General features: G+C 62.0%; 19 protein-coding genes. 2 read left to right on the forward strand and 17 right to left on the reverse strand.

Annotated elements, in window-relative coordinates; translation table 11 throughout:
- From Y707_RS23110 to Y707_RS23125, 12 genes are all read right to left on the reverse strand, one after another.
- A partial coding sequence (locus Y707_RS23110; protein ID WP_035780126.1) for a LacI family DNA-binding transcriptional regulator occupies positions 1–622 on the reverse strand: 622 nt, incomplete at its 3' end.
- Positions 623–1,276: 654 nt separating this feature from the next.
- A complete protein-coding gene (locus Y707_RS28755; RefSeq protein WP_155852659.1) occupies positions 1,277–1,657 on the reverse strand; it encodes an Hpt domain-containing protein in 381 nt (126 codons plus the stop codon).
- Entirely contained in the window at positions 1,641–2,162 is a 522-nt protein-coding gene (locus tag Y707_RS0103255; protein WP_253905039.1) for a signal peptidase I, read from the reverse strand. The genes Y707_RS28755 and Y707_RS0103255 overlap by 17 nt, the downstream gene beginning before the upstream one ends.
- 77 nt (positions 2,163–2,239) lie before the next feature.
- Complete coding sequence (locus Y707_RS0103260) at positions 2,240–2,821, reverse strand: TasA family protein (protein WP_162150165.1); 582 nt, start codon at positions 2,819–2,821, stop codon at positions 2,240–2,242.
- A 194-nt stretch (positions 2,822–3,015) separates the two neighbouring features.
- Positions 3,016–3,960, reverse strand: a complete 945-nt coding sequence (locus Y707_RS0103265) for a tRNA pseudouridine synthase A (RefSeq protein ID WP_026534016.1) — start codon at positions 3,958–3,960, stop codon at positions 3,016–3,018.
- Between the two features lie 14 nt (positions 3,961–3,974).
- Complete coding sequence (gene rplQ / locus Y707_RS0103270) at positions 3,975–4,631, reverse strand: 50S ribosomal protein L17 (RefSeq protein ID WP_026534017.1); 657 nt, start codon at positions 4,629–4,631, stop codon at positions 3,975–3,977.
- A 61-nt stretch (positions 4,632–4,692) separates the two neighbouring features.
- Complete coding sequence (locus tag Y707_RS0103275) at positions 4,693–5,706, reverse strand: DNA-directed RNA polymerase subunit alpha (protein WP_026534018.1); 1,014 nt, start codon at positions 5,704–5,706, stop codon at positions 4,693–4,695.
- Between the two features lie 185 nt (positions 5,707–5,891).
- Entirely contained in the window at positions 5,892–6,293 is a 402-nt protein-coding gene (gene rpsK, locus Y707_RS0103280; RefSeq protein WP_026534019.1) for a 30S ribosomal protein S11, read from the reverse strand.
- A 55-nt stretch (positions 6,294–6,348) separates the two neighbouring features.
- Entirely contained in the window at positions 6,349–6,717 is a 369-nt protein-coding gene (gene rpsM / locus Y707_RS0103285) for a 30S ribosomal protein S13 (protein ID WP_026534020.1), read from the reverse strand.
- A gap of 170 nt (positions 6,718–6,887) precedes the next feature.
- Entirely contained in the window at positions 6,888–7,001 is a 114-nt protein-coding gene (gene rpmJ, locus Y707_RS23120; RefSeq protein ID WP_035780128.1) for a 50S ribosomal protein L36, read from the reverse strand.
- A gap of 41 nt (positions 7,002–7,042) precedes the next feature.
- Positions 7,043–7,264 (reverse strand): translation initiation factor IF-1, encoded by a 222-nt coding sequence (gene infA, locus Y707_RS0103290; protein ID WP_026534021.1) that lies wholly within the window; start codon positions 7,262–7,264, stop codon positions 7,043–7,045.
- A gap of 223 nt (positions 7,265–7,487) precedes the next feature.
- Positions 7,488–8,429, reverse strand: coding sequence for a P1 family peptidase (locus Y707_RS23125; protein ID WP_051441601.1), 942 nt, complete (start codon positions 8,427–8,429; stop codon positions 7,488–7,490).
- 161 nt (positions 8,430–8,590) lie between these two features.
- Here Y707_RS23125 and Y707_RS0103300 point away from each other — a divergent pair, with 161 nt between their 5' ends.
- On the forward strand, positions 8,591–8,827 hold the full coding sequence (locus tag Y707_RS0103300; RefSeq protein ID WP_026534022.1) for a hypothetical protein: 237 nt from the start codon (positions 8,591–8,593) through the stop codon (positions 8,825–8,827).
- Positions 8,824–9,153 (forward strand): type II toxin-antitoxin system PemK/MazF family toxin, encoded by a 330-nt coding sequence (locus tag Y707_RS0103305; protein ID WP_026534023.1) that lies wholly within the window; start codon positions 8,824–8,826, stop codon positions 9,151–9,153. The genes Y707_RS0103300 and Y707_RS0103305 overlap by 4 nt, the downstream gene beginning before the upstream one ends.
- Before the next feature lie 77 nt (positions 9,154–9,230).
- Here Y707_RS0103305 and Y707_RS30440 read toward each other — a convergent pair whose 3' ends face one another.
- The 5 genes from Y707_RS30440 to map form a co-directional block, all read right to left on the reverse strand.
- A complete protein-coding gene (locus tag Y707_RS30440; RefSeq protein ID WP_155852660.1) occupies positions 9,231–9,374 on the reverse strand; it encodes a hypothetical protein in 144 nt (47 codons plus the stop codon).
- Entirely contained in the window at positions 9,368–9,823 is a 456-nt protein-coding gene (locus tag Y707_RS0103315; protein WP_155852663.1) for a hypothetical protein, read from the reverse strand. Before Y707_RS0103315 ends, Y707_RS30440 begins: the two co-directional genes overlap by 7 nt.
- 13 nt (positions 9,824–9,836) lie before the next feature.
- Complete coding sequence (locus Y707_RS0103320; RefSeq protein ID WP_026534025.1) at positions 9,837–10,430, reverse strand: RNA polymerase sigma factor; 594 nt, start codon at positions 10,428–10,430, stop codon at positions 9,837–9,839.
- Positions 10,430–11,026 carry a beta/gamma crystallin family protein gene (locus Y707_RS0103325; RefSeq protein ID WP_026534026.1) on the reverse strand — a complete coding sequence of 199 codons (597 nt, stop codon included), beginning with the start codon at positions 11,024–11,026 and terminating at the stop codon, positions 10,430–10,432. The genes Y707_RS0103320 and Y707_RS0103325 overlap by 1 nt, the downstream gene beginning before the upstream one ends.
- Before the next feature lie 361 nt (positions 11,027–11,387).
- Positions 11,388–12,212, reverse strand: a complete 825-nt coding sequence (gene map / locus Y707_RS0103330; protein WP_026534027.1) for a type I methionyl aminopeptidase — start codon at positions 12,210–12,212, stop codon at positions 11,388–11,390.
- Positions 12,213–12,264: the final 52 nt, after the last annotated feature.

A 12,264-nucleotide genomic window follows, 5' to 3' on the forward strand; every position in this document is an offset into this window, starting at 1 on the left:
GGCCCGCCTGCTCCAGCCCCTGCCGGTAACCTTCGGTCCGGACCTGGGCTGACGCCGAGTTACGGTGGTCCGTGGTACCGAGAACCGCGATCCGGCGCCTTCCGTCAGCGGCCAAGGTGAGGGTCATGTCCCGCGCCGCGGCCAGGTTGTCGACCCATACTCGGTCCGTGATGTGCTGGTTGACTTCGCCCAGCAGGACCACAGGAGGCAGGGCCACGCCCAACTTAACCGCGCTCTCGTCCAGCACAACAGGATTGAGAATCAAGCCGTCGATGATGTTGGTGCGGGCTTTGGACATCAGCTCAAATTCGCGCTGCGGATCGAAGCCGGTTTCTTCGATCTGTACTCCCCAGCCGCGTTCGTGCGCGACTTCGACCACGTGGTGGGCAAGCTCCGCCGAGTATGGGGTGCTGAGATCCGGCAGCGCCAACCCGATCAGGCCCGAACGGCCATTTCGCAGACTCCGGGCCGAGTGGTTCGGCACGTAATTGAGTTCCTGCAGCGCTTTTTCCACCCTGGCGCGCGTACCGGGGCTGACCGTGATGATCCCCGTGACCACATTGGATACTGTCTTCGGAGAAACTCCCGCTCGCTGGGCCACGTCCTTGACCGTTGGTCGCACTTGCCCACCCTCCCCTCAAGCGTCAGCGTTGGCTGCACCCGCTCTTCTGTCCAGTCAACCTGTATGTAATGCTACAAGAGTCAACCAGCTGAGCCCGCGTCCGGGCGTCCCTGAAGGTGGAACTGGAGACCGAATCCGAGTAGAAGTTTCTTTGTCAGGCGCAAGTGACCGTCCGGCTGAGGGACGACCCATTCCACACATTGTTTGACCCGGGGACCGCGTAAGAACCATGAATTCCATATGTCCACGTTCCGGTCATTAAACGCGAATTCATGCGGACTACATGCTGCGTCTGACCGGTTCCTGCAAGAACCTTGGTTGGGGCAGGTGTGCCCGCCGGAGAGATGGCTGTTATTACGTGTCTGTTAGCGCCGGGAACCTTTGCATGTGAGTCGACGGTAATCGTCAGCACGGACTCACCCTGGGTGCTTCTCTCGCAGGTTGCAGACCATACAGTTTGTGTGGCATTGGGCGCTGTGAGCCGGGCCGTGGTGGCCGACATGGCCTGGCTGGTTGAGCCGGAGAAAACGGCCTCCGCAACGGTGGGAGTCAGAAGCATGGATATCAGCACAATTACACCCATGGCAGAGCGCCACGCTCCGCTCTTAATCCTCCCCCGCCGCCTCGTGTAGGGAACGGGACAGGGCTTCCGCTTCAACACAGCTGGTCGTCGGGTTGGGAATCGGGCGGCACGAATCCGAAGGACCTAGTGGCATTGGTTAGTTCGGCTGCTGCCTGACTCTTGTCGACCGGGTTACCGTTCTTGATGGCTGCTTCCAGTCGCACACACACGTCTGCCATGGTGTGCGCACCGGCCATGACCGAAGTTACCTTCAGGCTCAGTACAGCCTCCATGGCCCCCAGGTCGTTATTGCTCCGAATCGCTTGGAGGATCCGTGCGACCCGCCGAGGCAATAGTTCCAAAAATGTCGATATGAAATGCACGGCACCGGAGATGTTGTCCAAATCATCGGCCAACCTGCAGAAGGTTGCCGGAGAGAGGGCTCCCAGAGCCACATTAGGTGGCGGAAACATTGGCTGCCCTCGCCGCTTGCGTGCCGTCGCCGTCAGTCGTCTCAGGACTCTTGCGCCAGATAGCCGTAAGCATGCCGGCAACCAATATCGTCGGTGCGCCATATAACAGAGTCTTCATCAAGACAGGCTGCTGGAAGGTCCGGATTGCTGTCCCCAGGTAGGGAATTGTCAGTGCATGCCGGTCGACCTGGTCGCCCTCGAGAACCGCCGTCCAAGGATCCGCGCTATCGTTCGCATCGCCCTTGGTCCGTACGGCCGTCGAACCATCAGGTTTCTCGATGACCTCGACGATGCGGTGGGTCTCGACCCGGTGATCGTCAATAGGGATGTGGTAAGTGATGATGTCTCCAACTTCAACGTCTCTGACGTCGGTTGGGACGCTTACGACGACGTCGCCGGAGTTGATCAGCGGCGCCATCGAACCGGTAAGCATGGTGTAGGTCTGATACCCGAATACCCTCGGCCCGATGGCCAGGAGCAGGAATGCGAGGACCGCTAAGGTCAAGAGGCCCCATCCGAGGAAAGTGGCTGAGTATCGCAACACTGTCCGCATGATTCCGTCCCTCCCCCGGCCGGCCGTGCTTACTTGGTCTTCGCTGCCCGCTGGACCGCGTCGAACGTGAATGCTAGGTTGCTCTTGGCGCCCTGGTACTCGTTGCCTGCGTCCTTGGAGAGGGTGGCGGCAATTCTCAATTGGTCGGATTTGCCGGAATCAACGGCGGTCAGTTTGGTGAGCGCCTGCTTGGTGACGGCGAGCGTCGGACTGGTCAACACGGGTGTAATGGTTCCGCTGCAGGAATCCGCAGCGCCCGTGACGGGTGCCCAGGTTCCGGAGCAGGAGTCGATGGCGAAGCTGACAACGCTGCTGAGATCCAGTCCGGTCGCGGCTGTGCTGGTCGTGGTGAGGCTGATGGATGCCAGGTCGGAGCCGCCCTCATTGGATAGGGTAACCAGACGCTCGATCGTGTCACCGGGGAGCACATCTGCAAAAGCGACGCTTACACCCTCGTCGGCCCCCAAAGTGATGTCTACAGTCCCAGTGGAAACCTCGGCGTTTGCAGCCGTAGTGTCAGTGAAGGTTCCGTAGGTTCCAAGTCCTGCTACGGCCGCGGCGGTGCCGAGAAGTGCTGCCGATGCAAGGAGCTTGCCGGATGTGGTCTTCATGCTGATGCCCATTAGAGTCTCGTTTCAGTAAGCGGTTCCACCCCATCCCCCAACGGGGTGGAACCGGGAACCGATTCTCTTCAGCCTCTTTAGCTGACATCTGCAACATTGCCTGAGGATGCTCAAGGAACGTTTGTTTACAGATAAAGAAGCGCTCAGGATTCAGGAAATTTCATCCAAAGCTCAAGATTCCATCAAGGCAGGAAGCGGCGGGCACGAGTGGACTCCGCACGGGACAGCATCTCCTGTTCGCCCGGGTAGCCGACTTCTTCGAAGACCAGGGGATGCGCCGGGGACATTTTCGCCTGGGCGTCACGTTTCCTGGCGAGCAGACGTTCGGTCAGCCATTCGGCCGACCTATCGCCGGAACCGACAAGCAGGGCTGCACCGACCAGACAGCGCACCATGTTGTGGCAGAAGGCGTCGGCCTGGACCGTTGCGACGATAACGCCGTCGTCGTTCCGGACAAATTCGAAGCGCTGCAGTTCCCGTATGGTCGTACGGCCCTCGCGCGGTTTACAGAAAGCCTTGAAGTCCTGCAGCCCCAGCAACGCCTTGGCGGCCTCGTTCATCCCATCGACGCCGAGAGCGCCCTTGTGCCAGAGCGTCAGGTGGCGGGTCAGCGGATCCCAGCTGCCGGCGTCGTCGGCAATGCGGTAGCTGTAGCGGCGCCAGAGCGCGGAGAACCTGGCGTCGAAGCCCTCCGGTGCCAGAACGGCGTCGTGTACTTGGATGGCATTGACGCTGCTGTTGGCCCCGTGCCTATCGGTTCGGACAGCGGCGCCGGAGAAACCGATATGCAGGATCTTGTTCATGACACCGCGGAGCCGGCGCTGTAGCGCCTCCCCCGGTTCGAGGTCCTTGCCGCGGCTGAGTCCGTACCACTCATCGGGCGACAGATCGAAATGGACCACCTGGCCGCGGGCGTGGACTCCGGCGTCGGTCCGGCCGGCGACGGTGGCCCGGACGGGTCGGCGGATCAACGTGGCGAGCCCCTCTTCCAGGACGCCCTGCACTGTGATGCGGCCGGGCTGGATTGCCCAACCGGAGAAGGGACCGCCGTCGTACGCTACCCGCATTTTGACACGCAAAAGCCCGCTGTCCCCGGCATGGGGTACAGCGGGCTCTGGCGTTGTCATATCAACAGGTGAAGCTAAGCCTTCTTTTCCGGCTCATCTTCTTCGTTGCCTTTTTCGACGTCGACGGCGGGTGCTTCCGCGGCCGGAGCGTCGGCGTCCACGGCAGGAGCCTCGGCGGGTGCTTCCGCGGCTGCCGTCTCGTCCTTGGCCGGTGCCTCGTCAGCCGAATCGGCGGACGTTGCGCTGTCTGCGGATTCCGGGGAATCAGCGGACTCGGCTGAATCGCCGCTGTCTGCGGACTCGGCAACGGGGGCCGGGGCTGCGGACTTGGTGGCGGTCTCGGCTTCAGCAACAGTTGCCTGCTTGGCGCTGACCGGGTCCAGAATCAGTTCGATGACGGCCATGGGGGCGTTGTCGCCCTTGCGGTTGCCGATCTTGGTGATCCGGGTGTAACCGCCGTCGCGGCCTTCAACTGCGGACGCGATGTCGGTGAACAGCTCGTGCACAATCGACTTGTCGCGGATCTGGGCCAGCACGCGGCGGCGGCTGGTCAGGTCCCCGCGCTTGGCGAAGGTCACCATGCGCTCAGCGAAAGGACGCAGGCGCTTGGCTTTGGTAACTGTGGTGGTGATGCGCTTGTGCTCGAACAGAGCAGCGGAGAGGTTCGCGAGCATCAAACGCTCGTGTGAGGCTCCGCCTCCCAGGCGCTTACCCTTTGTGGGCGTAGGCATTGTAGTTTCTCCTCAAATGGTGCTCTGCGAGGGAATATTCTCTCAGAGCGTCTGTCGCGATTTAGAGTTGGTCGTCTTCGTCGCTGTAGTCGGCCTCGTCGTCTTTTTCTTCGGCGGCGCGTGCCAGGTCGAACCCTGGGGGCGAATCCTTGAGCGAAAGCCCAAGCTCGACCAGCTTTGCCTTGACCTCATCGATGGACTTCGCACCGAAGTTACGGATATCCATGAGGTCTGCCTCGGAGCGGGCAACGAGCTCACCCACGGAGTGGATGCCCTCGCGCTTGAGGCAGTTGTAGGAACGGACGGTGAGGTCCAGATCCTCGATCGGCAGTGCCATGTCCGCTGCCAGTGCGGCGTCGGTCGGCGACGGACCAATCTCAATACCCTCGGCCGTGGTGTTCAGCTCACGGGCAAGACCAAACAACTCAACCAAGGTGGTGCCGGCGGAGGCGACGGCGTCGCGCGGTGCCATGGCTTCCTTGGTTTCGACGTCGACCACCAGGCGGTCGAAGTCGGTGCGCTGCTCAACACGGGTGGCTTCCACGCGGAAGGTCACCTTCAGGACCGGGGAGTAGATGGAGTCAACCGGAATACGGCCGATCTCTGCATCCGCGGACTTGTTCTGAGCAGCCGAAACGTAGCCGCGGCCGCGCTCGATGGTCAGCTCGACCTCGAACTTGCCGTTCTCGTTCAACGTGGCGATGTGCTGTTCCGGGTTGTGGAACTCCACACCGGCCGGCGGAGCGATGTCGGCGGCCGTAACGACGCCGGGTCCCTGCTTGCGCAGGTAGGCGACCACGGGCTCGTCGTGCTCGGAGGACACAGCCAGGTTTTTGATGTTCAGGATGATCTCGGTGACATCTTCCTTCACACCTGGAACGGTGGTGAACTCATGCAGTACGCCATCGATCCGGATGCTGGTGACAGCAGCTCCGGGGATGGAGGACAGCAGGGTTCGGCGAAGCGAGTTTCCCAGCGTGTAGCCGAAGCCGGGCTCCAGTGGTTCGATAACGAACCTGGACCGGTTATCTGCGACTACTTCTTCGGATAGGGTGGGGCGCTGTGCAATGAGCACTTAGGTTTCCTTTCGGCGAGCATCCGCTATATGACGCAACACAGGGTTTGAAACAATCGTCTGGACTGACCGGCCAATAGCCCGGCCGTTAGCCAGCGCAGGCCGCCTGATCGGTACGGTGGTTCACGCTCATCTTTCGACGGCGGAACCGGCCCGTCATCAGGCGGCTGCGGCGGTTAGGTCAGTTAGACGCGACGGCGCTTGGGAGGACGGCAACCGTTGTGGGCACTGGGGGTAACATCCGAAATGGATCCCACCTCGATACCAGTGGCCTGCAGCGAACGGATTGCGGTCTCGCGTCCCGACCCCGGACCCTTCACAAAAACGTCAACCTTCTTGACGCCATGCTCCTGGGCACGCTTGGCAGCAGCCTCGGCGGCCATCTGCGCAGCATACGGGGTGGACTTGCGTGAGCCCTTGAACCCAACCTCACCGGCCGAAGCCCATGCGATGACAGCACCGGACGGGTCCGTGATGGACACGATGGTGTTGTTAAAGGTGCTCTTAATGTGGGCCTGTCCGACCGCTACATTCTTTTTATCCTTGCGACGCGGCTTACGAACCGCTCCACGAGTCTTTGGGGGCATTACATCTCCTACAAAAGGTCATCGGATCCCGTTGGGAATAACGGGTTCACGGGATCTACTTCTTCCGGCCAGCGACCGTACGCTTGGGGCCCTTGCGGGTGCGGGCATTGGTTTTGGTGCGCTGACCACGTACCGGCAGTCCGCGGCGGTGGCGGATACCCTGGTAGCTGCCAATTTCCACCTTGCGGCGGATATCGGCTGCCACCTCGCGGCGGAGGTCACCCTCAACCTGGAAGGTAGCTTCAATGTAGTCACGCAGCTGAACGAGCTGATCGTCAGAGAGATCCTTGACGCGGACGTCGGCGCTGATGCCGGTGTCTGCAAGAGTCTTCAGTGCACGGGTTTTGCCCACGCCGTAAATGTATGTAAGCGCTACTTCCAACCGCTTTTCGCGGGGAAGGTCTACGCCAGCGAGACGAGCCATTATGGCCTCACTCCTTGGATAAACCGGAGGTCGTAAGCAATCACATCCCTGCGTTCAGCAGGGCCCCGGCCTCCGACCGGGGGTTTCCAACTCTGGTCCTTGCGGGCCGGCTGGTGCGTTGCCTTCTATTTAGTTACTACTGCACAAACTGTGCGTGGGCTAAGAAAAAATCAGCCCTGGCGTTGTTTGTGACGCACGTTGTCGCAGATCACCATGACGCGCCCGTTGCGGCGAATCACCTTGCACTTTTCGCAGATCGGCTTAACGCTCGGCTGTACCTTCATGGGGTTCCTTTGCGTTCTTGCAGGTGTGCTTGGTTAGAGCATTACTTGTAGCGGTATACGATCCGGCCACGGGTCAGGTCGTACGGGCTCAACTCGACAACCACCCGGTCCTCGGGAAGGATTCGGATGTAGTGTTGCCGCATCTTGCCTGAGATATGAGCGAGCACAATGTGTCCGTTGCTCAGCTCAACACGAAACATCGCATTGGGCAGCGCCTCGTTGACCGTGCCTTCAATCTCGATGACCCCGTCTTTCTTGGCCATATCCTCCGCTAACTTTTTGTTGCCTCCGCTGACGCGAAGAGCGTATTTACTACTGATTTGGTGTAATACTTGCCTGTTTCGCGCCGCCAGAATGGGCGCAAGAGCATAGACAACCAACAGACAACTCTACGTTAAGCACCGGGATAAGTGAAATCGGTGTACACTGGCGGACCTTCCAATCCGCTGCGCCCCCGCTGCCGCGGCGGGTCACACGGCTGCAACGTTATCCCGGCCACCGCGGCAAATCGATCACGCCATTATTGACAGCCTCGGCATGTTCGACGGCGTCACGCACCGCTAGTTCGACGGCGTCGGCGGCCGCCGCCTGCAGCTGCATGACTGATTGCACGACGGCGGCACCGTCGCCTGACAGCGCCCGCTCCCCTGTCGCGAGAGTGAAGATGGTGTCCCCATCGGCAAGCGTATGGACGGGGTTGAGCGATCTGGCCAGGCCGGCGTGTGCGGCCGTGGCTGTGCGTTTGCACTGGGCAGGATCCAGGACGGCGTTGGTGGCCACGACGACCAGGGTGGTGTTGAGCGACCCGCCGGTTCCGGCGCCATCCGCTTCCAGCGGGCTGCTACCGATTGGGGAACCGACGGCATTGACGACCGCGATGGCTCCGATGACTATCCCGGTGTTATTGCCGTCGAGGCGAACGGATGCCGTTCCGGTTCCGCCCTTGTACTTACCCTGCGCCAGTACCGCGCCGGTGCCGCCGCCCACATTGCCGCGGTCGACGTCGTGTCTGTCCTTTTCGGCAGCCGCCGCGACCACAGCCGCATAGCCCATACCGGCGTCGGGCCTGTTTCCAAACTCCCCGCCGCGGCCCAGGTCGAAGATGGCCGCGGCTGGAACAATCGGCACGACGCCGCCGGGAACCGGAAAACCCTTGCCTTGTTCTTCGCACCAGCGCTGGACGCCCTGAGCGGTGGCGAGCCCGTAGGCACTGCCGCCGGTGAGTACGACGGCGTCGACGGTCGGGACGAGGGTGGTGGGATCGAGGGCGTCGGTCTCATGCGTTCCGGGGCCTCCCCCGCGCACGTCCACGGAGCCGACCGTTCCCGGTGGCGGCAGCACGACGGTCACGCCAGTAAGCCAGCCTGGATCAGTTCGTTGGGCGTGGCCGACGCGGATGCCTGGGACGTCGGTGATTGAGGAGACCATCCTCCGATTGTCCTCCTACCCCATGCCGTCGGATCGAAATGACCCAGTATGCTTCCCGTCTTTTCTATCAGGCATTTGCCGCGTGTACGGAGCCTGTCAGGGAGCCATGCAAGGACGTAAGTTCATTGCCAGCGTTGTGACAGGGGTGGCATGATTGTGGCATGGCTCGCACACGGCTCAGCACGACCGTAGACACGGAGCTCCTTGAAGGGGCGCGGCGCATAAGTTCAGGTATTACCGACGCCGCTCTCATCGATGCAGCCCTCGAAGCATTGCTGGTCCGCCATCGCGCAGCGGAAGTGGACGCGAGCTACGCCGCCTACGACGAGCACCCGCTCGGTGAGCCGGATGAGTGGGGCGACCTGGCCTCGTTTCGACAAGCCGCCGCAGCATCGTGAGCGCGCTGCCGGCTCGGGGAGAGCTGTGGTGGTGTGAGCTGGCCGGGGTCGGCCGGCGCCCCGTCGTCGTTTTGTCCCGTGACGTGGCGATCCCCAGACTTGGACGGACACTTGTCGCTCCGTGCACGACGACGATACGAGGGCTTCCCATTGAAGTCGTTCTTGAACCTGGAGACGACCCGGTGCCACGCCGCTCAGCCGTGAACCTCGACTCCGTCGAGAGCGTCTCGGTCTCCGTGCTCGTCATGAGGCTCGGTCGGCTGGCTGATTCCCGCATGCGCGAGATTTGCGCTGCTCTCGGGATCGCGGTCGACTGTCGAGGTTGACGATGTGAGCGCGCTTCAGGCGGTCCCCGTCATATCGAGGTCATGCCGCTCACCGCAGACGCCGCTTTTCCAACTGCTTACTGGCGCTCCAGGAGCTCCGCGACGTCGATCGTATTGGGCCGCATGTCGACGGTGGGGCAGAATTCCCTGCTGCTGACCGGTTCATCGCCCGGGGCGCGGAAGATAGCGTAGCGCCAGTCGTCCCGGATGCAGGTCACCATTGGCGGGGCCGGATTGACCGGAGGCAGGTCACCATTGGCGGGGCCGGATTGACCGGAGGCAGGAACTCGCCCGGATTGGTTGGATCGTCAAAACCGGCTTCCCAGACGGTTGCACAGCGCTCCTGCGGGTCGATGGAGTCAATGGCTCCGGAGTCGTCGAGAACCGGATTGCCCTGGTCGTCCCGGCCCGTCATTTCGCCCTCGTGCAGGACGTAAACCTCTGCCTGCGGGGCGTCGGGAGTGGAGCCGGCGTAGCAAATGGCCGAGAAGTTTGCCTGTTCCTCGGTCATATTCAGCAGCGCGAATCCGGCTGTAGCAGTGACGGCCGCCAGGGGCGCGGCCACAAACACACCAAGTTGCTTGCGGCGCTTCCGCCGTCGTTTGTCTTCGCCGATGCGGGTCCGCAGCCGGTTCCGCACGCGGTCCTTGGCGGAAGAAATCTCGTCCATGTCCATCACCCCCTCAGCTGGTCGTCATATCGGTAAAAGTAGATTGAAGTTTCGCCCTCAGGCGGAAGATGCGGCTCTTGGCCGCGGACCGGCTGATGCCCAAGTCCTTGGCAATCCGGGCATGCGAAGCACCTTCGATGAAGTGGATGACGAAGATGTGGTGGTCCTCGGCGGGCATCGTCCGGACTGTTTCAAGTACGCGCTGGACGGCGTCCCTGGACGCCACCGTTTCCTCCACATGGCTGTGCGAAAGGTAGCGCTCGACGTCGTGCTCATGGATGTCGAGCATTGCCTGATTGCCCATCTTGCGATTGTGGTTGTAGATCAGGAACTTTGCCGTGGTGAACAACCAGGGCCAAGCCGTTCCGTCCGCAATCGTGACCTTTTTGGCCTTCGACCATAGAGTGAAGAATGCTTCCTGCGCGATGTCTTCGGCCGCCGACATATCTCCGGACATTCGGCGGCAGACCCGGAGCAGGTTGCCCGCGTACCGTTCGTACAGGACGTCGAACGCGGCGTCGTCACGTTTCGCGCACCGATGGAGCAACTCCTCGTCGGTCCTCGGGTCGGCCCCGGCACCATCCGTCCGGCGGCCGTCCTCCGGCATCAGCCAGCGATGAACCGGGCCGACGATGCCCGGTCATTGAGGTTTCCGACGTAACTCGAGCTCCGGAAGTGTCCGTAGAAGGATCCGCTGAGGTCCGAGTCGTCATAGAGCCCGATGCGGCATCCCGATCCTGCTATGAATGACGAGACGGTGTCATTCCAGCCTGGGTAACCGCTCAGGTCCGCAATATGTGTTCCGCTGCTGCAACCTCCGCTGCGCGAAATGATCAGGTATCCGCCTTCGTACCCGGCGTCGCGGTAAAAACGGCCGACGACCCGCTGGTCTGAAGTGGCACTTCCCGTCTGCAGTTGTGGTGTGGGTTCCGACCCGGAGCCTGCGGCTTTGAGCTGCGGTTCCTGCGTGGCCTCCAGTGCAGGTTGCTGCATCGCGGTGTTCATTTCCGCTTCCGAGGTGAAGCACTGCATGGAGCCGGAATCGCCATTGAGCCAGCAGTACTCCTGACCTGCACTTGGCTGGTCTCCCGGAGTCGGCTGGGCCCCGGGCGCCGGCACTGCGCCGGCAGTCAGCACCGCCGAAAGCATCAGGGCGGAGGCGAATGTACTTCCCAGCTTCCATGTTCTGAAATTACGCACCATTCCTCCACCATAACCAACTCCTTATCCAACAGAAGAAAAAAGACGTGCAACGCGGCGGCCTGCAAGGCGATTGACCGCGACCGGCCAGTATCCAGTCAGCGACGCCTTGCAGCCCACCCCATCCGGGTCGGGGGACCGCCCGGCGGCCAGCCGAACCTGCAGCTCCCAACAAACCTTGGTTCAGCAGCGTTGACGATGGCCGGCCACGCAATACTTTTGTGGAAGCGGAAGCCGTTCGCTCCCCCGCTTTCACCATTGCCGCGGTGGCCATCTACTTGGTTAATGTCGCCGGATGCGGAAAGGTTGCGCCGGTTTTCAAAGTTTTTTCGACTTTTTTAGATTCAGCCGGAAATCGCCGTTCTCAGCCGGCGATTGGAGCGGGGGTAATGCCTAAGGGAGCCAGTTCGGCTGCGCCGCCGTCGGGGGCAGTCAGTACCCAGATTCCGCCGCTGTGCACGGCTACGGAATGTTCCCAGTGTGCCGCGCGGGCGCCGTCGGCCGTGACAACGGTCCAGTCGTCGTCGAGCACCTCTGTTTCGAGGCGTCCGCGCACGAGCATCGGCTCGATCGCCAGGCACATGCCGGGCTTGACCTTGGGGCCGAGGTTGCGGCTGCGGAAGTTGACCACGTCCGGTGCCTGATGCATCTCTGATCCGATGCCGTGGCCGACGTATTCCTCGAGGATGCCGTACTTGTGCCCAACGGTGGTGTTCACATAGTCGTCGATGGCGCAGCCGATCTCGCCGACGCGGCTGGCCTTGGCCAACGCGGCGATGCCATGCCACAGCGAGGCGCGGGTGACGTCGGACAGCGCTTGGTCCTCCGGGTCCGCCTCCCCGACGATGACGGTGCGGGCCGAGTCGCCATGCCAGCCGTTGACGATGGCGCCACCGTCGATCGAGACCATGTCGCCGTCCTTGAGGACGTAGCTGCCCGGGATGCCGTGCACGACCTGCTCGTTCACCGAGGTGCAGATCGTCGCGGGGAAACCGTAATAGCCGAGGAAGTTCGAGGTTGCTCCGGCTTCCTTGAGGACACTGGCTGCAGCGTCGTTCAGGTCAGCCGTGGTGGCACCGCCGCCGGCGGCCGCGACGGCAGCGTCGAGCGCATCGCTGGTGACCTTGCCGGCGTCGACCATATGGCGCATCTGCGCTGCCGATTTGTACTCGATGGAGCGACCAAACATGTTCAAACCTTCCAAAATACGAATGGCCCTCCTGCTATGGGTGCAGGAGGGC

The sequence above is a fragment of the Arthrobacter sp. H14 genome, from assembly GCF_000520495.1.
Lineage (GTDB): Bacteria > Actinomycetota > Actinomycetes > Actinomycetales > Micrococcaceae > Arthrobacter_C.